The sequence below is a fragment of the Snodgrassella sp. W8158 genome (genome assembly GCF_016100435.1).
GTDB classification, from domain to species: Bacteria; Pseudomonadota; Gammaproteobacteria; order Burkholderiales; family Neisseriaceae; genus Snodgrassella; species Snodgrassella alvi.
This window is the reverse complement of the sequence record NZ_JACFSM010000010.1, coordinates 21,197-41,148: the sequence shown is the minus strand read 5'-3', so window position 1 is coordinate 41,148 and position 19,952 is coordinate 21,197. Positions and strand designations below refer to the sequence as shown.

Here is a 19,952-nt window from a genome sequence, read left to right as displayed (position 1 = left end):
TTCGACTGCGTTCTACTTTAAACTGTTCGTTTGTTTCGTGTCGCGTCATCAGCGAAGAAGGCGAACTATACGCCTCCACAAATCCTCTGTCAACTCCTGCCTGCATTTATTTTTGACTTTCTTCTCACTCAACTGTTTTACTTGCGTTTATTTTTGATCCATTATTTTTGATTACATCAAATTTGTATTCTTTAGCTGTGTATTTACTTTCTAATTCTCTTGCGAATTGATTATTTGCAAAATCTGTTGCTGTTTTTCTGCACTCAATGAGGTTAAGTGTAAGGTTTGCTCTGCCAATACTTTATATAGTGTTTGTTCTGATTGTTCTAATGTTTGCCAGTGGCGGGCAATGGTATTGCTGTCACCACGTTTAATGGGGCCGGTTAAGGCTTCTTCCGGAGACATTATCTGCAATTGATTGAGATTTTGCTGCATTAGCTGATTTACCAGAGCTTCTGCCAATTCTTGTGGCAAAGACAGGGAAGTCAATATATTTCTTGCGAATGCATTTAAGGTTACTAAAAAATTTGCACTTATGGAGAGAGCCGCGTGGTAACGGTTTTTCTGAGCAGAATCAATATTAAAGTAGGATAAGTTTGCTGCCTGTGCCAATTTATATAATAAAGGTAATGCTTCTGCATCGCCTTCTATTGCACATAGATGCCCCGGTAAAGTATTGATGGCCGTTTCTATCGAAGCAAAGGCAAATACCGGATGTAATGAACCTACTAATAATTTTTGTTGATTGTGTGGTATTAATATATTGCTATTTAATGCACCACTGAAATGAAGTATCAATGTGTCAGCCTTTAGCCACTCAATTTGATGTATTTTCCTGCTAATTTCTTCAATGAACTGATCGCTAACACCTATGACTATAATATCCGCTGGTGGTAATGTTTCTAGCTGTTTGTGTACTTGGATGTGCGGTATGTGATTTTTAAGATACTCTGCAGCTGAAAAATTACGATTCCAGACTGCCTGAATATTAATCAGTTTACTTTGATGCCAGATTATGGCTAATGTTGAGGCAACCTTACCTGCACTAACAATGTTTACGCTTGGTCTGTGTGCTTTTTTCAGGCAAATGGAGCTAGTTGTCATTATTAATTTTTCTAACTAAAAGACGATTATTTTACCTGAGGCTTCGTGTTGCAATTGAAGCCTTTTAACCAAAACGGTACACTTCAATACTTACTCTATATTCTAACCATAATTTACTTGGGCAAACACGTTAATGAATGCTGCTTTTAATGTGAAATCTGCGCGTCTGGACACGCTGTCAGTACAATTACTGACAGATGATCTGACTTTGATTAACCAGGAACTAAAGCAACGGGCAGAACGTTTTGGTAATTTACGCAATATGCCTTTTACTCTGGATCTGCAAAATCTTTCCAATCAGGCAAATGTGAATTTAGCGAAGCTGATTGCGCTGTTTGCACGATATAATTTGCGCATTATTGCTATCCGCCATACCGATTTATCCTGGTCCAATCTGGCTAAACAGCATAATATTGCTTTCAGCATTCTTCCAGAGGAACAGGCCAGTGCACGCGTCAAAGCTGTAACTGAGGCGCAAATACCACAAATTACTGAAAAAGAAAAATTTACTTCATCTGTTTCTGCCTTACCAACTCTGGTAATAGATCGCACTATTCGTACCGGTCAGCAGGTTTATGCAGAAAAATCTGATTTAATTGTTCTGGGACTGGTAAGTGAAGGGGCGGAAATTATTGCGGATGGCAATATTCATATCTATGGCCCTTTACGCGGCCGGGCTCTGGCTGGTGCTGCCGGAAATAAGGATACTCGCATTTTTGCACAGTCTATGCAGGCCGAACTGGTATCGGTAGCAGGAATTTATCGCATTTTTGATCAACAATTACCAGCACATCTGTATCGTCACCCTGTACAGATTTTCCTGCAGAATGACCGGCTGGTGCTTAGTGCGATTCAGGCACATTAATTTTATGACTGATTTTTGAATGTATTGACAGATTCATTTATATAACAAAAAGGATTTTGATTGTGGCAAAGATTATTGTGGTGACGTCAGGTAAAGGTGGTGTTGGTAAGACCACAACCAGCGCCAGTATTTCAACAGGTCTGGCTTTAGCAGGCCATAAAACTGCGGTAATTGATTTTGATGTGGGCTTACGTAATCTGGATTTGATTATGGGTTGCGAACGCCGTGTGGTTTATGATCTGATTAATGTTATTCAGGATGAAGCTACTCTGAATCAGGCATTAATTAAAGATAAACACTGTGAAAATCTTTATGTATTACCTGCCTCTCAGACCCGGGATAAAGATGCGCTTACCCGCGACGGTGTAGAAAAGGTTTTAAAAGATCTGACTGAGAAGATGGGCTTTGAATATGTAGTCTGCGATTCACCAGCTGGTATTGAACAAGGTGCATTAATGGCCTTATATTTTGCCGATGAAGCCATCGTCACTACTAACCCGGAAATTTCCAGTGTACGTGACTCTGACCGTATTCTGGGTATTTTATCCAGCAAATCTCGCCGTGCCGAAACTAATGGGATACCGGTAAAAGAGCATTTACTGATTACCCGTTATTCACCTGAGCGTGTAGAAAAAGGTGAAATGCTGTCTGTACAGGATATTCAGGATATTTTGCGTATTCCATTAATTGGTGTTATTCCTGAATCACAAAATGTATTACAGGCATCTAATTCTGGTACGCCGGTTATTTTGCAGGAAAATTCAGTTGTTGCTGAAGCTTATAAAGATGTTGTCGCTCGTTTACTGGGTGAGGATCGTCCAATCCGTTTTCTGGATACTGAGAAAAAAGGTTTTCTCAAGCGACTGTTTGGAGGATAAGACATGTCTATAATAGATTTTCTTTTTGGTAAGAAGCAACAATCCGCAAAAACGGCTCGCGATCGTTTACAAATTATTATTGCGCAGGAGCGAGCTACTCATACACCGGACTATTTACCTACACTACAAAAAGAGTTACTGGAAGTGTTATCAAAATATGTTCATGTTTCTTTAAATGATATTCATATTTCTCAGGAAAAGAAAAACGGTATGGATGTATTGGCATTGAATATTACTTTACCTGAAACAGGAAAGAAAAAGGCCAGTTAATGACGCTGACTGAATTGCGCTATATTGTGGCTGTAGCTCAGGAAAAACATTTTGGACGTGCTGCCCAGCGATGTTTTGTAAGTCAGCCTACTTTATCCATTGCAATTAAGAAGCTGGAAGAGGAGCTTGGGCTGGCATTATTTGATCGCAGCAGTAATGAGGTAATGACAACTGATGCTGGCCAGCGAATTGTGGTACAGGCTCGCCGTGTTCTTGAAGAAGCTGATCGTATTAAGCTGATGGCGAATCAGGAACAGAGTGAGCTGGAAGGAATATTTAAACTTGGTCTGATTTTTACCATTGCACCGTATCTGCTGCCAAAGTTGATTTTATCTTTGCGAGAGATGGCTCCTGAAATGCCATTACAGCTGGATGAAAACTATACAGATGTATTAAAAGAATCACTTAAGCGTGGTGATCTGGATGCTATTGTAGTAGCAGAACCATTTGTTGAAACCGGGCTGGAAACTATTCCGCTTTATGATGAGCCTTTTTTTGTTATTGTTCCAAAAGGCCATGCTTTCGAGCAATTGGACGAGGTTACACCAAAGCAACTAGGTGAAGAACGGGTATTACTGCTCACCGAAGGCAACTGTATGCGTGATAATGTACTGGCTAGCTGTCAGGAATTGGCTTCGCGTCAGAAAATTCAGGGACTGTCTAATAGTATTCAGGGAAGTTCTATCAATACGATCAGACATATGGTGGCCAGTGGTCTGGGTATTAGTGTCATGCCAGCTACAGCTTTAACAGAGAATGATCATCTGTTATTCAGTATTATTCCATTTACCAGTCCGACACCGGAGCGGCGCATTGTTCTGGCTTCCAGACGCAATTTTGTCCGTCCTAAAGCTTTGCGCATGATTAAATCTGCTATTCTGGCTTCGCAGTTAACTGGGGTAAAATTTATTCATGATGCTGATTAAGTATTAGAGTAATCAAAAAACGCCTGTACTCTATAGCAGGCGTTTTTTGATGCACAAAATTTTCTGATTTAATGATTTAAGTTATATATGATTACAGATTATTTAATCATATGAAATTGATTAAATAATCTGTAATCTATAAATGAATTTAAATTCAAACAGATTCGAAACAGGATTTTCTATGATTGCATTAATACAGCGTGTGAAAGAAGCCAGCGTCTGTGTAAACTCTGAAATAGTCGGACAAATAGATCAGGGATTACTGGTGTTATTAGGTGTGGAAGAAGGAGATGATTTACAAAAAGCTGAACGTCTCTGTGACAAAGTACTTGGTTATCGGATTTTTAGTGATCAAGATAATAAAATGAATTTGAACGTTAAACAGGCTAATGGTCAGTTACTGGTTGTTTCGCAATTTACACTTGCTGCCGACACTAAAAAAGGGATGCGCCCTAGTTTTACCAAAGGTGCAGCACCAGAAAAAGCCAATGATTTGTATAATTATTTTGTTGAATTATGCCAGAAACAAATTGTGACTAAAACCGGTATCTTTGCCGCAAATATGCAGGTTTCCCTGATTAATGACGGACCGGTAACATTCTGGCTGCAAGTTTGAGTACTTGTATTTATTCAATAGCAAACAAATTAATTTTTAGTATCGGCTTAGTTCCTGCTTTAATACGCGGATATTGGCTTGCCGGTCTGTTATATTTTGTTGCCAGCGCTGAATTTGTGCTGTTGCTCCCTGCTTTTGTGCCTGACGCAACTTTTGCTGCGCTATTGTTAATGCATTCTGTTCACTGGCAATATCGCGCTGAACCAGTTGTTTTGGTGTCAGTTTGGGTATAGTGATTATTTTAGCCGGGACTGTAGCCATATTATTTTTATTTCTAATCATAGTCACAGTTTCAGGTTTCGGAGGCTGTTGTCGCAGTGAAATACCTATTTTGGGAGAAGCCGGTGTTTTCATTAAGTCACTGTCTTGTCCAAATTCAGCGCTGTACCAAAGACGCTGCAATTGCTCCAAACCCGGAGCATTCTGATTTTCCAGAGAATATTTTTTTAGATTATCATCATCTGCGGGTGGATACTTTGCAATCTGACACTGAACATCTAAAGGTTTGGTTGTATAGCTGACATGGTTATTTGCCAGCGGACAAGCATACCAGACCACAGATTTAGGCTCACTGGCTGTGGATACAGATGCTGTTGTGTCTTCAGCCCAAACTACATCCATATCACTGAAAAACAATAAACAGATAATGAAATAAAAGCTAAATCTGAACTTGTTTTGCATAACAATTACTCGTTACGTCCACATTTAAATACATACACAATGTAGTTTTATAGCACAATTTGCTGATTTGGATAATTAACCAGTGACTGAAATCTTTACAAAATATAATTGTAAGACAAATTATCTGGTGTACGGGTATTTTTTATATTATTGTAATATAAGTACAGAGTTTACGTTATTTAATTTATTCTCCTGATGTTTCTGATAATTTCAAAGATTGCACTTAACCACATAAATAAAAATCATAAAATTACTTCATCCTTCTTAAATTTACTTTTAATTATTAATTAACATAATGATAATATACTAAATAATAGGGAAACAAAATTTTACTTAAATCTAAAAAAGTTTTCTTCCCAATAATTATTGTATTAATATTATTAGGATTCAGTTTTTATTATGTATATGAAGATCTCTTTGTCGATGAAAGCAAAATAGGTACGGTTGTCGATGAATTCAATGGTGTTAAGGTTTACTACAATGGAAAAATCAGCCATGTAAGTGAAAGAAATATAGCACCAGATGGCTATAATTTAGGATTAAAGTATCAATGTGTCGAATTTATTAAGCGCTACTATTATGAACGCTTTAATCATAAAATGCCTGACAGTTACGATCATGCCAAACAATTTTTTGATGATTCGATACCAGATGGAAATCTTAATCCTAAACGTAATTTACTTCAGTTCCATAACGGCTCTCCCACAAAACCTCAAGTTGACGATATTATTGTCTTAGACTGGTCTAAATATGGTCACGTAGCCATTATCAGTAAAGTTACTGACAATGATATTGAGATTGTTCAGCAAAATCCTGGTCCTACTGCCAGTAGTCGTGCCACTTTTCCGTTAATTTATAAAGATGGATTATGGAAAATAGATTCTTTTCGTGTTTTAGGTTATTTACGTAAACGTTAAAAGCAAATTACATGATGAATCACAGAAATAATAGTTATTTTAATGCTGGGCACAAAAACAGTTTGTTAAATGATCATTTACTAATCCCATTGATTGCATAAACGCATAGCACGTAGTCGGACCTACAAAGCTAAAACCACGCTTTTTTAAAGCTTTGGACATAGCGCGACTAATTTCTGTCTGTGTTGGCACCTCTGATAAATGTTTATAGTGATTTATAATCGGTTGATCATTAACAAATGACCAGATAAAACTGGCAAAATCTTCCCCATTTTGCTGCATAGATAGATATGCATGGGCATTATTAATAATTGCTTTGAGTTTGGCCGGATGGCGAATAAGCCCGGAATTCTGTAATAGTGGTTCAATATCGGTAATTGTAATAATTTGATGCGGATTAAAATCATAGAAACAACGCCGGTATTCATCGCGTTTTTTTAATACAGTAATCCATGATAAGCCCGCCTGCTGACCTTCCAGACAAATCTTTTCAAACAGTTTTTGCCCGTCTCTCTGTATTTTTCCCCATTCAAAATCATGATAATGTTCATACAATGGGTCGGCGTTGACCCATTCACACCGTTGTTTCAACTGTTTTTGCATAATATTTGGATCCGCTTAATGTTATAAATTTTGCATAGTTATCTGATAATTTTTAATATAACCATGTCTGAATCAGGGTGATAATACCTAAAAGACAGAACAGAATGCAGGCTCCTATACGGATACGGTTTAAGGGTAAACGCTGCATCAGCCAGTTTCCGAAAAATATTACCGGAACATTAGCTAATAACAAACCTACTGTACTACCCAGAACTACTGAAAACAAATCACGGTACTGAGCTGCCAGCAAAATAGTAGCAATTTGGGTTTTATCACCCACTTCTGCCAGAAAAAATAATACTGCGGTGGCCACGAACGGACCGTAACGCATAAAACGAGTATCTACGCCATCATCTTTATCCGGCTTTAACAGCCATAAACCCACTATCAGAAAACTGAAACCTACAACCCAGCCCATTAACTGCGGTGTAAAAAAACGTGCTACTTCTACGCCAAACCATGCAGAAACAATATGATTAAGTAAGGTGGCACAAAGCATACCGGCAATGATGGAATATTTGCGCGAAAATCGGGTTGCCAGAAATAAAGTCAGTAATTGAGTTTTGTCACCAATTTCAGCAAGCGCAACTGGAATGACAGAAGAAAGAAAAGCATGAATCATTTTCAGAATACCGTTGGCGGGCAAAAGACAAAAGACACAATAAAACCCCCGCCGTAACGGTTTTATGTATCTCAAGTCTCGTTAGTCCGCCAACAGGCAAGGACGTTACGACCATACAGCAAAAACTGTAAATATGTTGACCGTAACCACAGGCTTGAAGAAACCACCTGTGCAACTACTCCCTTAAGGCAGGGCATCATAACCCATTCTATACAAACGCAACAAGTGAAATTCTTTAAAAATTCATTGAATTTGATTTCAAACAATAAAACAGGCTGCCATGCTTTATGGCAGCCTGCAATAATAGATTAATCAGATTAATAATAACCCAGAACTTTCCACCAAACACCACCGATAGCCACAAATATAATCAGTTCGACTACACTCATGATGAAACCGACTTTCCACCATTCGCCTAAAGTAACATAGCCTGAACCGAATATCACAGGTGAAGTACCAGTAGCATAATGCGTTAGTGTCATCATGATGCTGGAAGCTGCAGCCATCATCAGTGCAAACAGCATCGGAGGTGCGCCAAGCGCCAGACCGGCAGAATAGAAGGCAGCAAACATGGCTGTAATGTGAGCAGTAGTACTTGCAAACATATAGTGCGCATACATATAAGCCAGTAATAATAAGGCACAGGCACCCATCCAGCCCATACCCAGTCCGCCTATGCTGCTTTCCAGCACACCAGAGAACCATTTAATCAATCCGAGTTTATTCAGGAAAGTAGCCATCATGACTAATGCAGCAAACCAGGTAATGGTATCCCATGCACTTTTTTCTTTCAGAATATCATCCCAGCTTAATACACCGGTTAACAATAACAATGACAAACCAATGAATGCAGTAGTGGTCGCGTCTATAATGTATGCGTCACCAAACAGCATGGCCGGCACACCTGCCCATAAAATCAGCAATACTGCAAAAATACCCAGCATGATTTTTTCATCACGGGTCATCGGCCCCTGCTCTTTCAGACGCTCTTGAGCAAAAGCAACGGCATTGGGTGTTTGCTTGATTTCAGGCGGATACAACCAGTAAATAATCAGTGGCATCAGGAACATCGCTATCAGACCCGGTATTAACATTGCCAAAGCCCATGTACCCCATGTCAGATTAATATTTTTATTGGTTACATCGGCAATTAGCCTCACAATTAACGGGTTAGGAGCGGTAGCAGTAATAAACATGATTGAGCTGATGGGATTGGCATGATAATTTACCAGAGCCAAAAATTTACCCATACGTTTTTCTGTGCCCTTTTCAGGATCAGAATCATAGCTGGATGCAATAGACTTCATGATTGGGTGAATAATGCCACCGCCACGAGCAGTATTACTCGGTGTAACCGGAGCCAGTATTAATTCCACTACGGCCAGACTATAGGCAACACCCAGCGTACGTTTACCCCATAACCTAATGAACAGATAGCCCACACGTGCACCAAGACCGGTTTTTAATAAACCGCGCGAAATCATAATTGCCACACCAATCAGCCAGATCAGCGGATTTCCAAAACTGCTTAAGGCATCACCCATAGCCTTACTGGGATCATTATTAGTTACTCCGGTTAAGGCAACCAGCATAATGGCAATAATAGATAGTGCACCAATTGGCATTGCTTTGCCGATAATGGCAGCAATAACTCCGACAAACATGGCCAGTAAATGCCATGCCTGAGGTGAAACCCCCTCTGGAACCGGTATGAACCAGATAATCAGAGCGATTATCAGCGCAATAGCCGCGGGAATGGGTTTAAACCCAATTTTTACAGGCATACAACATACTCCTAAATCATAAAGATACAGACTACAACCAGACAGAAATCACTAACCTGAATGTGATTGTATACTTTTATAGCAAAATACCGTCTGATATAAAGCAAAAAAGTATCAGACGGTATTAACGAAAGTCAGATGATTATACTGTTTAAGCCTGAATGAATATAACATATAGCTGTGTAAGTAAACGCTATTGATGTTAAAGCAGATTTTCCGGATGCGATTAAATAGATAAATTTTGCAAAACTATGCTTGAAATCGTGCCGGGCATACCCATTTACGATTCATTAGCAATAGTATGGCGGTGGTAATTAACCACCCTGTTTGCAGCCGTAATATAGCGGCGCAAAGTACGAAATTAAATAATTAGGAGATTATTAATTATGGCAAAAGTAATCGGTATTGACTTAGGTACCACCAACTCCTGTGTTGCCATTTCCGAAGGTGGCCAGACTAAAGTAATTGAAAATGCGGAAGGTACACGTACTACGCCTTCAATTGTTGCTTATCTGGACGATAACGAAATTCTGGTAGGTGCACCAGCCAAACGTCAGGCTGTTACCAATCCGAAAAATACTATTTATGCTGTAAAACGTCTAATCGGCCGCAAATTTGATGATGCTGAAGTACAGCGCGACATTAAATCTATGCCCTTTCAGATTGTTAAAGCAAATAATAACGACGCATGGGTAGAAGCACATGGTGAAAAATTATCACCTCCGCAAGTATCTGCCGAAGTATTGCGTAAAATGAAAAAAGCAGCTGAAGATTATCTGGGTGAAAAAGTAACTGAAGCTGTTATTACTGTGCCGGCTTATTTTAATGACAGTCAGCGTCAGGCTACTAAAGACGCCGGTCGTATTGCCGGTCTGGATGTAAAACGTATTATCAATGAACCAACTGCCGCAGCTCTGGCTTTCGGTATGGATAAAGGCGAAAAAGGCGACCGCAAGATTGCCGTATACGACCTTGGCGGTGGTACATTTGATATTTCTATTATTGAAATCGCTGAAGTTGATGGCGACAAACAGTTTGAAGTACTGGCCACCAATGGTGATACATTCCTGGGCGGTGAAGACTTCGACCAGCGTTTGATTAACTACATCATTGATGAATTCAAAAAAGATCAGGGTATCGATCTGAAAAATGATGTAATGGCTCTGCAACGTCTGAAAGAAGCTGCTGAAAAAGCAAAAATCGAACTTTCCAGTGGTCAGCAGACAGAAATCAATCTGCCTTACATCACAATGGACGCTTCCGGCCCGAAACATCTGGCGATGAAAATTACCCGTGCCAAATTTGAAAGTCTGGTAGAAGATCTGATTACCCGCTCGATCGAACCTTGCCGCACTGCAATTAAAGATGCCGGTCTGAGCGTAAATGATATTAATGATGTTATTTTGGTAGGCGGTCAAAGCCGTATGCCAAAAGTACAGGAAGCTGTTAAAGATTTCTTCGGTAAAGAACCGCGCCGTGATGTTAATCCTGATGAAGCTGTTGCTGTAGGTGCTGCTATTCAGGGTGCCGTACTGGCCGGTGACCGTAACGACGTGCTGTTACTTGATGTAACACCTTTGTCTCTGGGTATTGAAACCATGGGCGGTGTGATGACTAAACTCATCAACAAAAACACCACCATTCCGACTAAAGCAACTCAAACATTCTCTACAGCTGAAGATAATCAAAGTGCGGTAACCATCCATGTATTACAGGGTGAACGTGAACGTGCTTCTGCTAATAAGAGTCTGGGACAGTTTAATCTGGGTGATATTCCTCCTGCACCCCGTGGTGTGCCTCAGGTAGAAGTTACTTTTGATATCGACGCCAACGGTATTTTGCATGTATCTGCAAAAGACAAAGGTACTGGCAAAGAAGCTAACATCACCATTCAGGCTTCTTCCGGTCTGAGCGAAGAAGAAATCGAACGCATGGTAAAAGATGCAGAAGCTAATGCTGAGGAAGATCGCAAACTATCCGAACTGGTAAGCAGTCGCAATCAGGCTGAAGCTTTGATTCATTCAGTACAGAAATCTTTGACTGAATATGGCGACAAACTGGATGCTGCTGAAAAAGAAAAAATTGAAGCAGCCATCAGGGAAGCTGAAGAAGCTGTTAAAGGCGAAGATAAAGCTGCAATTGATGCTAAAGCCGAGGCTTTAGGTACAGCCAGCCAGAAACTGGGCGAAATGATGTATGCTCAGGCACAGGCCGAAGGTCAGCAAGCTGGTGCCCAGACTGAACAGTCACAAAGCAAAGGCAGCGATGACGTTGTAGACGCTGAATTTGAAGAAGTAAAAGATAAAGAGAAAAAAGACTAATTTTTTCCTGATACTCTATTTAACCCCGCTTCCAAGCGGGGTTTTATTTTATCTGGCCATTGCTCTGCAGACTAAAAAATACCATTTATATCTGTCATTTCTGCAGCAAAATTTCTGATTTTATTATTATTGCCAGTTTATAATCATTCAGACAGATGAAAATATCCATAAGCAGAAATTGTGAATATTTAATGTCCTGTAAAAAAACAGACATATTTGCAAACTGACCGTTACAATAATCGTAGCGATTATTTACAATAAAGAAATACAACTGGAGCAAAAGATGGATTTTTATATTTTACTGATTTTACTTGGTGTTTGTTGTGCCATATTAACTGCCGGATTTTGCGGACGCTCACAACGCTGGGGACCATGGACTATGCTGGTTGGCATTAGCTGCCTGCTGATTCTGATTATGGTGATGATATATAAACTATCGCGCGTTGTCTGAATTCTGATTTCTGTCTGTCAGCTTCATTCTGATTCTGGCAGATGAATCGGTTGGAAATCAATGATGGTGATTACAACCGAATAAAATTGATGTATAACATTATCTTCTTTAGCTAAGACTGTTTTCTTCAAAGAAAATTTGAAAAATAGGTATCCACATGCAAAACAAATTAAGCAAAATAACCTGTATCGAAGATTTGCGTAAAGTTGCCAAACGCAAAGTACCTAAGATGTTTTATGATTATGCTGATACTGGTTCGTGGACTGAATCTACCTATCATGCCAATAGTAATGATTTTCAGGAAATTAAATTACGCCAGCGTGTATTGACGGATATGACCGGCCGTACACTGGAAACAACAATGGCTGGTCAGACAGTAAAAATGCCGGTAGCACTGGCACCTACCGGATTAACCGGTATGCAGCATGCCGACGGAGAAATTCTGGCTGCACGTGCGGCCGAAAAATTCGGTGTGCCGTTTACGCTGTCTACTATGTCTATATGTTCTATTGAAGACGTGGCCGAAAATACCAGTGCTCCGTTCTGGTTTCAATTATATGTTATGCGTGACCGGGAATTCATGCGCGATCTGATTCGCCGTGCTCAGGAAGCCAAATGCTCAGCATTGGTGGTTACTGCTGATTTACAGGTTCTGGGACAAAGACATAAAGATATTAAAAACGGGCTGTCTACGCCGCCTAAACCCACACTGCGCAACTGGATGAATCTGGCTACTAAGCCGGAATGGTGTCTGGCTATGCTGAATACACAGCGTCGCACTTTCCGTAATATTGTCGGTCATACCAAAGGCGTTGCCGACATGACATCACTGTCTTCATGGACATCTGAACAGTTTGATCCGCGCCTCAGCTGGAAAGACATTGAAGAAATCAAGAATCTATGGGGCGGAAAATTGATTATTAAAGGCATTCTTGATGCCGAAGATGCAGAAATGGCTGTGAAATCCGGCGCAGATGCAATTATAGTGTCTAATCATGGTGGTCGCCAGCTGGACGGCGCTCCTTCGACCATCCATGCATTACCCAATATTATTTCTGCTGTAGGCAATAATATTGAAGTCTGGCTGGATAGTGGTATCCGCAGCGGACAGGATGTTCTCAAAGCTATTGCTATGGGAGCCAAGGGTACGCTAATTGGCCGCGCATTCCTGTATGGTCTGGGTGCATATGGTGAGGATGGTGTAACACGTGCGCTGGAAATTATTTATAACGAAATGGATATCAGCATGGCCTTTACCGGTCATACTGATATCAAAACCGTTAATAAAGATATTTTGATACCGGGCACTTATCCGGTAGCCGGTTAAATCTGCTTGATTCTAAGGATATTTAAAAGCTATTTGTCTCAGACAAATAGCTTTTTTATCAATACCGCTCATCTTATTCAGCATTTGGTATAACTAACTGGCTTTTTAACTGACATGAACAGGTGACAAAGCCACTTCAGCCGGCTATGCTTGCCTTTTTATTGCTTATTAGACTGTTATGAACATCACTGAGAAAATTGCTTCAGAGCTGAATGTTGCTTCCGCACGAATTCAGGCAGCGATTGACCTGCTGGATGATGGCGCTACGGTACCGTTTGTAGCACGCTACCGTAAAGAAGCCACAGGTGGGCTGGATGATACTCAGCTGCGGACGCTGGCTGAACGATTACAGTATCTGCGTGAATTACAGGAACGCAAACAAACTGTATTATCCAGCATCGAAGAACAGGGCAAACTGACTGATGAGCTGCGCCAGAGCATAGAAGACGCTGATAATAAAACTGCACTCGAAGATATTTATCTTCCTTATAAACCCAAACGCCGTACCAAGGCACAAATTGCACGCGAGTACGGGCTGGCACCATTAGCTGAATTACTGCTTACTCAGCCAGATCTGGATCCGGAAACTGCCGCACAAAATTATTTAAACGACAATGTCGCTGACAGCAAAGCCGCTCTGGACGGAGCGCGCGCAATTCTGATGGAACAATTTGCCGAAGAAGCCGGTCTGATAGGACGTTTGCGCGAGAAATTGTGGCGTGAAGGCGAAATCCATGCCACAGTTATCGAAGGTCAGGAAAGTGCCGGTGAGAAATTCAAAGATTACTTTAATCACCGTGAACCGATTCACAGCATGCCCAGCCATCGTGCTCTGGCCATACTGCGCGGCCGTAATGAAGGAATATTGTCGCTCAATTTGAAATACCAGCCTGATGATACACCTGCCGGCGAACAGAGTATTTATGAGCAGCTGATTGCACAACAGTTTGGTATCGCAGATATCGGACGTGCTGCTGACCGCTGGTTACGTGACACAGTGCGCCTAAGCTGGCGTGCCAAAATTTTTCTTTCATTAGAACTTGAAGCCCTCAACCGGCTTAAAGAAAATGCTGATCAGGCTGCCATCAGTGTATTTGCCCAAAATCTGAAAGATTTGCTGCTTGCAGCTCCGGCCGGCCGTCTTACCACTATCGGGCTGGATCCCGGTATCCGTACCGGAGTAAAAGTAGCGGTAGTGGATGATACCGGTAAGCTACTGGAAACAGCTACTATCTATCCGCACCAGCCGCGTAACGACTGGAAAGGTGCTCTGACTGCACTGATGCATCTGGTAAAACAATATAAAGTCCGGCTGATTGCCATTGGTAACGGTACGGCCAGTCGCGAAACCGACAAGCTGGCCGGTGAACTGATTCGTACCCTGCCTGATTATCATTTGCAAAAAATCGTTGTTTCCGAAGCCGGTGCCTCTGTTTACTCCGCTTCTGCTTTAGCAGCCAAAGAATTTCCTGAGCTGGATGTCAGTCTGCGCGGTGCTGTGTCTATCGCCCGCCGCTTGCAAGACCCGCTGGCAGAACTGGTGAAAATCGACCCTAAATCAATTGGTGTTGGTCAATATCAGCATGATGTTAACCAGAGCCAGCTAGCCAAAAGTCTGGATGCAGTTGTAGAAGATTGTGTAAACGCTGTCGGAGTGGATGTGAATACCGCATCAGTCGCCCTTTTGGCGCGTATTTCCGGTCTTAATAGTACACTGGCACAGAATATTGTCAGTTATCGTGACCAGAATGGTGCTTTTGCCAATCGCAAAACTCTGCTTAAAGTACCGCGTCTGGGCAGTAAAACTTTTGAACAGGCAGCCGGCTTTCTGCGTATTCAGGGCGGTGATGAACCTCTGGATGCCAGTGCAGTCCATCCGGAAAGCTATCCTATCGTTGCCAGAATGCTCAAAACGGCTCAGCTGCGGGCTGACCAGCTGATTGGCAACCGCAGTGTGCTCAAAACACTTAAACCCGCAGATTACATCGATGCTAATGTCGGTTTACCTACGATTAACGACATTCTGGCTGAATTGGAAAAGCCCGGTCGTGACCCGCGCGGTGAATTCCAGACCGCAACATTTGCTGATGGTATCGAAGACATCAGCGACCTTAAACCCGGCATGGTTCTCGAAGGTGTAGTCAGTAATGTGGCCGCATTTGGCGCTTTTGTCGATATTGGTGTGCATCAGGACGGACTGGTACATGTTTCTGCCTTAGCTGACCGCTATATTGCTGACCCGCGTGATATTGTTAAAACCGGCGATGTGGTTAAAGTGAAGGTTATCGATGTTGATATAGCGCGTAAACGTATTGCTCTGTCCATGCGTCTGAACGAAGATGCTCAGCCTGCATCCCGCCAACACGAACGACCACGCCGGCAAAATGGTAAAACACAAAATGTATCCGGCACAGATAATGCTATGGCGGCAGCATTTGCGCGGTTAAAACAGCAATAGACAAAAAACCGCTATAAAGGGGCATCTCAGCCCCTTTTTTCATTAAACAGCCTGCATATAATATCTTAGCGACAATCTTTGCCAGACAACGGCACACTTACCTGTGAATGATCCTGAAAAGTATAAACATACACAAAATTAAATCCCCCCAGCAACATACGCCGTGTCAGAGGCTGACGGCACGCCTGCTCTAAATCCTTTTTCACTGATGCCGGATTGAAATTAGCCTGATTTCGCTTACTATCCAGCATGGTATACGAATAATAAATAGTCTGATTGTGCCGTACAGCTGCTGTAAACAGATTCTGTTTGTGTTGCTGTGGCAGTTTCTTCTGTAATGCCAGCAATTGCTGATCTACAGACGTAGTCAATACCGGATCAATGGCCAGAGGCATATGCCGAGGTTTACTGGCAGCTTCTGCAGAAGCTGCACCAGATTCATCTGGCTGCCGGTTACAGGCTGCCAGTAAGCACAAACAAAATAGCGCAATTATTTTTTTCATGGCTGACACTTTCAGAGCAGATACAGACAGGAGTTATTCGGTAATACCGGAAAATTTTGTCCTCTCCCCTTAATTTACTCCAGATAATCAATAATAGTGTAACACGCGCTGATTAATTTTCTACTTGCTTAATAACTTTATTTAAATCATCCATTTTCAGATTCTTGCGTAAATATTCTTCACTTTCAGGTAAAGCAATTTGAACCGATTGTTTGCACTCATACGCCAGCTCAGCATTACTTGCAGAAAAATCTATAACATGACCACCAAGTTTACGTGTAGTATCAATAAAATGCAGATGAAAACCGGCTACAGATAATTCTTTGAAAAACTCTGGCGTCCAGAAGCCGATTAATGTGCCGGTGACATTCTCTACCGTATCCACTACTTGCTGTTCAAAAACTTTAATTACAGACGGATAAGGTTTATGCTGAGCAAACGGACGACGAATCTTCAGCTCATCAAACTGTCCGCTGATTCTTACTGCCACGAATACATTATCCAGCGGCAGATAGTGCGCCAGATGCGCATACAAATTGCTTTTACAGACATCAGTTATATCCACGACTTTATCAGGCTGAAATGTTGTAACCTGTACGAACGGCAACAGCTCATTATCGCCCATCACCTTAACCGCCTTATCACCGTCGGCCTCCAGAAAATCATGGTCAACAATTACCTCACCGGCCAGAGCATGAGAACAGCCTAAACCAAAATCACCATATTTTTTTGCTTCTCCCACACTAAATACTCCATCAAACAACCCTGCCATCAATGCATTAATGGTTGAAAACTGGACAATTGCTTTTTTCATTTTTTGCTCCGAGAATAGACAATAAATTTTATTTACATATTAATATACTCTAAAATAAAAATTTATTGAATAAACAATGTTTATATGGTTATTGCTGGTCAATTTAATACCAATAAATAACCGGACATCAGCAGAATCAATTAATTATTTTGATAATGTATTTAAATTCAGAACAGCAAGGTTTGAATCAGGTTTTGTATTGCAGTTACACTGGCAACAGCACTCACCTTTGGCAGATATCCTGCTGAAATCAGATTGTCCGGTGCAGGTAAGACTATTATGGTATAAGCGGTTCTCTTTATTTCTGCATCTGCAAGGCAGGTGGCCACAATCAATCAGACTGATTCGAAAACTCACCATGAAATCTTTTGTTTATTATTTTCTGGCTGCTGTTGCTGAAATCAGCGGCTGTTTTTCTTTCTGGGTCTGGCAACGCATGGGCAAATCAGTACTCTGGCTACTACCCGGCACACTGTCACTGTTGTTGTTTGCATGGTTGCTGACGCTGGTGGAAAGCAATATTGCCGGACGGGCATATGCCGTTTACGGCGGTATTTATATCTGCTGTTCGTTGCTGTGGTCTTGGCTGGTAGAAGGATCTGTACCGGATAAATGGGATATCAGTGGTGCACTGGTATGCCTGCTTGGTGCAGCAATCATTTTGCTTGCTCCGCGTGGCTAAACAAAATTTGTTTATATGATTATGGTATTTACCAGTGCGAAAAGTGACAAGCCGGCAGGCTGCGTCTAAACTGACTGTTTATTGCTGAACAAACTATAGCTGTAAATTATTATGCTACTGAAAAGTTTACTTTCATTATCGTTAGGCACATTTGCACTGGGTATGGCAGAATTCAGCATGATGGGTATTCTGCCGGATGTGGCGGTTTCACTGAATATCAGTATCGCTCAGACCGGACATTTTATTGCTGCTTATGCAATCGGTGTCTGCTGCGGTGCATGGCTGCTGGTATTAAGTTACCGTCTGCCACCCAAAACTATTTTATTGTCATTATCGGCATTGATTGCCATTGGTAATATACTGGCTGCATTATCTCCGGGCTATATGACTTTACTGGTAGCACGTTTTATTTCCGGTCTGCCGCATGGCGCATACTTCGGTATCGGCTCCATTGTTGCTACCAAACTTGCACCACCGGGACGCTCTGCGCAGGCTGTAGCACTAATGATTGCCGGAATGACAATAGCCAATCTGATTGGTGTACCAGTAGGTACATGGCTGAGTTTGCATTTAAGCTGGCGTCTGGTATTTACTCTGGTGGCTGTAGTGGCCATCATACTGGTATTCACCTTACGGCGTTTTATCCCGCAAATGGATCGTTTACCCGATACCGGTATTCTGGGACAATTCCGTTTTCTGAAATCTGCTGCACCATGGCTGATACTGGCTGCCACCATGTTTGGTAACGGCGGGATTTTCTGCTGGTTCAGCTATATTAGCCCCTTACTCACACAGGTATCCGGTTTCAGTGGTAATCAAGTCAGCTTACTGATGGTACTGGCCGGCGCCGGTATGGTCGCCGGTAACTGGTGCGGTGGCCGTCTGGCCGACCGTTATACACCGGGTCAGGTCGCAGCCGGCTTACAGGGACTGGCAGCCGCAGCACTATTACTGATTTTTCTGTTTGCTTCGAATAGCTGGTTATCAGCCATACTGATGTGTGTATGTACATTCTGTCTGTTTGCCGTATCCGCACCACAGCAATTGTTATTACTGCGTCACTCTCCGGGTGGTGCATTGCTTGGAGCCGCCAGTGTACAGATGGCATTTAATCTGGGTAATGCCATTGGTTCTTATAATGGCGGGCTGGCCATCAGCCATCACTGGGGGTATCAATATCCGGCATTACTCGGGGTGCCACTGACATTAATTGGTTGTGCCTGCCTGTTGTGGTTTCACCGTCGCTATGAAAATCAGGGACAGGATATCTGAACTATAAGGAAATAATAATGGATGAATCTATACCACCGGAAATCAGGCAACGTCTGCAACTTGCCAAAAAAAACGGTAATAAAACCGAACAACTGCGTTTATGGCAGGAATACAGTAGTCTGCAAGGCTTTTCCAGTGAATGGGTAATGGCTGCACGGCTGGGAGAAGCAGGTTATACAGATGAACAGGCTCATATGGTAGCCTGTCTGTTCGGCCGCTGCTAGTAAGTACGGGTTATATTATAGATACTTATGGCTGAAATTATTGTTGAAACACACCCGCTGAAACCTTTTTTACCTGCAAATGCACGGCTGCTGATGCTCGGGTCATTCCCTCCGCCTGCCGGACGATGGAAAATGAATTTTTATTACCCGAATCTGCAAAATGATATGTGGCGTATTTTCGGGCTGGTATTTTTTCAGGATAAACATTACTTTTTTACTGATAACAATAAAGCATTCAACGAGAAACTCATCCGTACTTTTTTATCAGAACGCGGTATAGCCATTAATGACGCTGCTTATCAGATCAGACGTTTACAAAATAATGCAGCCGACAAATTCCTCGAAGTTGTTACACCGGTAAACTTATCGGCAGTACTGACTCAGATTCCGCACTGTCAGCATATTATGACTACCGGAGACAAAGCTACCAGCACATTATTACAACTATTACCAGCAGATACGCCAGTACCGACTATCGGCCATCCCAGTCATACTATACTGGACGGCCGGCATTTAACTTTATCCAGACTGCCTTCTTCATCGCGTGCTTATCCGCTTGCACTGGAACGCAAGGCAGCAATTTATCGTGATTATTTTGCTAACATTGGGTTATTGAATTAATTTTAACTATTCA

At 41.8% G+C, this 19,952-nt stretch carries 21 protein-coding genes; 14 read left to right on the top strand and 7 right to left on the bottom strand.

Annotation, left to right across the window (positions count from 1 at the left end):
- Positions 1 to 210 precede the first annotated feature (210 nt).
- The gene (locus H3V11_RS11600) at positions 211 to 1,104 is read right to left on the bottom strand and encodes a Rossmann-like and DUF2520 domain-containing protein (RefSeq protein ID WP_198225089.1); all 894 of its coding nucleotides are present in this window, start codon (positions 1,102 to 1,104) and stop codon (positions 211 to 213) included.
- Positions 1,105 to 1,237: 133 nt separating this feature from the next.
- Here H3V11_RS11600 and minC point away from each other — a divergent pair, with 133 nt between their 5' ends.
- From minC to dtd, 5 genes are all read left to right on the top strand, one after another.
- Positions 1,238 to 1,969: a septum site-determining protein MinC gene (gene minC / locus H3V11_RS11595; protein ID WP_025329961.1), complete on the top strand. Its 732-nt coding sequence runs from the start codon at positions 1,238 to 1,240 to the stop codon at positions 1,967 to 1,969.
- A 62-nt stretch (positions 1,970 to 2,031) separates the two neighbouring features.
- On the top strand, positions 2,032 to 2,847 hold the full coding sequence (gene minD, locus H3V11_RS11590; RefSeq protein WP_025329960.1) for a septum site-determining protein MinD: 816 nt from the start codon (positions 2,032 to 2,034) through the stop codon (positions 2,845 to 2,847).
- A 3-nt stretch (positions 2,848 to 2,850) separates the two neighbouring features.
- Positions 2,851 to 3,117 (top strand): cell division topological specificity factor MinE, encoded by a 267-nt coding sequence (gene minE, locus H3V11_RS11585; RefSeq protein WP_025329959.1) that lies wholly within the window; start codon positions 2,851 to 2,853, stop codon positions 3,115 to 3,117.
- Positions 3,117 to 4,043: a hydrogen peroxide-inducible genes activator gene (locus H3V11_RS11580; RefSeq protein ID WP_198225087.1), complete on the top strand. Its 927-nt coding sequence runs from the start codon at positions 3,117 to 3,119 to the stop codon at positions 4,041 to 4,043. The genes minE and H3V11_RS11580 overlap by 1 nt, the downstream gene beginning before the upstream one ends.
- 181 nt (positions 4,044 to 4,224) lie before the next feature.
- Complete coding sequence (gene dtd, locus H3V11_RS11575; RefSeq protein ID WP_025329957.1) at positions 4,225 to 4,659, top strand: D-aminoacyl-tRNA deacylase; 435 nt, start codon at positions 4,225 to 4,227, stop codon at positions 4,657 to 4,659.
- 36 nt (positions 4,660 to 4,695) lie between these two features.
- Here the strand turns inward: dtd and H3V11_RS11570 are convergent, their stop codons facing one another.
- Positions 4,696 to 5,280 carry a hypothetical protein gene (locus H3V11_RS11570; protein ID WP_144353313.1) on the bottom strand — a complete coding sequence of 195 codons (585 nt, stop codon included), beginning with the start codon at positions 5,278 to 5,280 and terminating at the stop codon, positions 4,696 to 4,698.
- A gap of 386 nt (positions 5,281 to 5,666) precedes the next feature.
- Here H3V11_RS11570 and H3V11_RS12110 point away from each other — a divergent pair, with 386 nt between their 5' ends.
- Entirely contained in the window at positions 5,667 to 6,257 is a 591-nt protein-coding gene (locus tag H3V11_RS12110) for a CHAP domain-containing protein (protein ID WP_025329955.1), read from the top strand.
- A 39-nt stretch (positions 6,258 to 6,296) separates the two neighbouring features.
- On the opposite strand, the gene H3V11_RS11560 is transcribed toward H3V11_RS12110, so the two are convergent.
- From H3V11_RS11560 to H3V11_RS11550, 3 genes are all read right to left on the bottom strand, one after another.
- Positions 6,297 to 6,860, bottom strand: coding sequence for a DNA-3-methyladenine glycosylase I (locus tag H3V11_RS11560; protein WP_037393194.1), 564 nt, complete (start codon positions 6,858 to 6,860; stop codon positions 6,297 to 6,299).
- A 52-nt stretch (positions 6,861 to 6,912) separates the two neighbouring features.
- Positions 6,913 to 7,479 carry a TMEM165/GDT1 family protein gene (locus H3V11_RS11555; RefSeq protein WP_025329953.1) on the bottom strand — a complete coding sequence of 189 codons (567 nt, stop codon included), beginning with the start codon at positions 7,477 to 7,479 and terminating at the stop codon, positions 6,913 to 6,915.
- A 320-nt stretch (positions 7,480 to 7,799) separates the two neighbouring features.
- A complete protein-coding gene (locus H3V11_RS11550) occupies positions 7,800 to 9,254 on the bottom strand; it encodes an anion permease (protein ID WP_025329952.1) in 1,455 nt (484 codons plus the stop codon).
- Between the two features lie 398 nt (positions 9,255 to 9,652).
- Between H3V11_RS11550 and dnaK the strand changes: the two genes are divergently transcribed.
- The 4 genes from dnaK to H3V11_RS11530 all read left to right on the top strand — a co-directional run bounded on the left by dnaK (position 9,653) and on the right by H3V11_RS11530 (position 15,823).
- Positions 9,653 to 11,587 carry a molecular chaperone DnaK gene (dnaK, locus tag H3V11_RS11545; protein ID WP_198225084.1) on the top strand — a complete coding sequence of 645 codons (1,935 nt, stop codon included), beginning with the start codon at positions 9,653 to 9,655 and terminating at the stop codon, positions 11,585 to 11,587.
- A 283-nt stretch (positions 11,588 to 11,870) separates the two neighbouring features.
- Positions 11,871 to 12,038, top strand: a complete 168-nt coding sequence (locus tag H3V11_RS11540; protein ID WP_167539456.1) for a hypothetical protein — start codon at positions 11,871 to 11,873, stop codon at positions 12,036 to 12,038.
- A 157-nt stretch (positions 12,039 to 12,195) separates the two neighbouring features.
- Positions 12,196 to 13,365 carry an alpha-hydroxy acid oxidase gene (locus H3V11_RS11535; RefSeq protein WP_025329950.1) on the top strand — a complete coding sequence of 390 codons (1,170 nt, stop codon included), beginning with the start codon at positions 12,196 to 12,198 and terminating at the stop codon, positions 13,363 to 13,365.
- A gap of 178 nt (positions 13,366 to 13,543) precedes the next feature.
- The gene (locus tag H3V11_RS11530) at positions 13,544 to 15,823 is read left to right on the top strand and encodes a Tex family protein (RefSeq protein ID WP_198225074.1); all 2,280 of its coding nucleotides are present in this window, start codon (positions 13,544 to 13,546) and stop codon (positions 15,821 to 15,823) included.
- Positions 15,824 to 15,888: 65 nt separating this feature from the next.
- Here the strand turns inward: H3V11_RS11530 and H3V11_RS11525 are convergent, their stop codons facing one another.
- Together H3V11_RS11525 and budA are read right to left on the bottom strand one after the other, a co-directional pair.
- Positions 15,889 to 16,326 carry a hypothetical protein gene (locus H3V11_RS11525; protein ID WP_037393202.1) on the bottom strand — a complete coding sequence of 146 codons (438 nt, stop codon included), beginning with the start codon at positions 16,324 to 16,326 and terminating at the stop codon, positions 15,889 to 15,891.
- 112 nt (positions 16,327 to 16,438) lie between these two features.
- The gene (gene budA, locus H3V11_RS11520) at positions 16,439 to 17,140 is read right to left on the bottom strand and encodes an acetolactate decarboxylase (RefSeq protein ID WP_100116792.1); all 702 of its coding nucleotides are present in this window, start codon (positions 17,138 to 17,140) and stop codon (positions 16,439 to 16,441) included.
- A 76-nt stretch (positions 17,141 to 17,216) separates the two neighbouring features.
- Between budA and H3V11_RS11920 the strand changes: the two genes are divergently transcribed.
- The 4 genes from H3V11_RS11920 (at position 17,217) to H3V11_RS11500 (ending at position 19,939) form a co-directional block, all read left to right on the top strand.
- Positions 17,217 to 17,822, top strand: coding sequence for a YnfA family protein (locus tag H3V11_RS11920; RefSeq protein WP_232335828.1), 606 nt, complete (start codon positions 17,217 to 17,219; stop codon positions 17,820 to 17,822).
- Between the two features lie 111 nt (positions 17,823 to 17,933).
- The gene (locus tag H3V11_RS11510) at positions 17,934 to 19,094 is read left to right on the top strand and encodes an MFS transporter (RefSeq protein ID WP_198208068.1); all 1,161 of its coding nucleotides are present in this window, start codon (positions 17,934 to 17,936) and stop codon (positions 19,092 to 19,094) included.
- A 17-nt stretch (positions 19,095 to 19,111) separates the two neighbouring features.
- Positions 19,112 to 19,318 carry a cyanate hydratase gene (locus H3V11_RS11505; RefSeq protein ID WP_232335827.1) on the top strand — a complete coding sequence of 69 codons (207 nt, stop codon included), beginning with the start codon at positions 19,112 to 19,114 and terminating at the stop codon, positions 19,316 to 19,318.
- Between the two features lie 27 nt (positions 19,319 to 19,345).
- Positions 19,346 to 19,939 (top strand): uracil-DNA glycosylase family protein, encoded by a 594-nt coding sequence (locus H3V11_RS11500; protein ID WP_084562176.1) that lies wholly within the window; start codon positions 19,346 to 19,348, stop codon positions 19,937 to 19,939.
- Positions 19,940 to 19,952 lie beyond the last annotated feature (13 nt).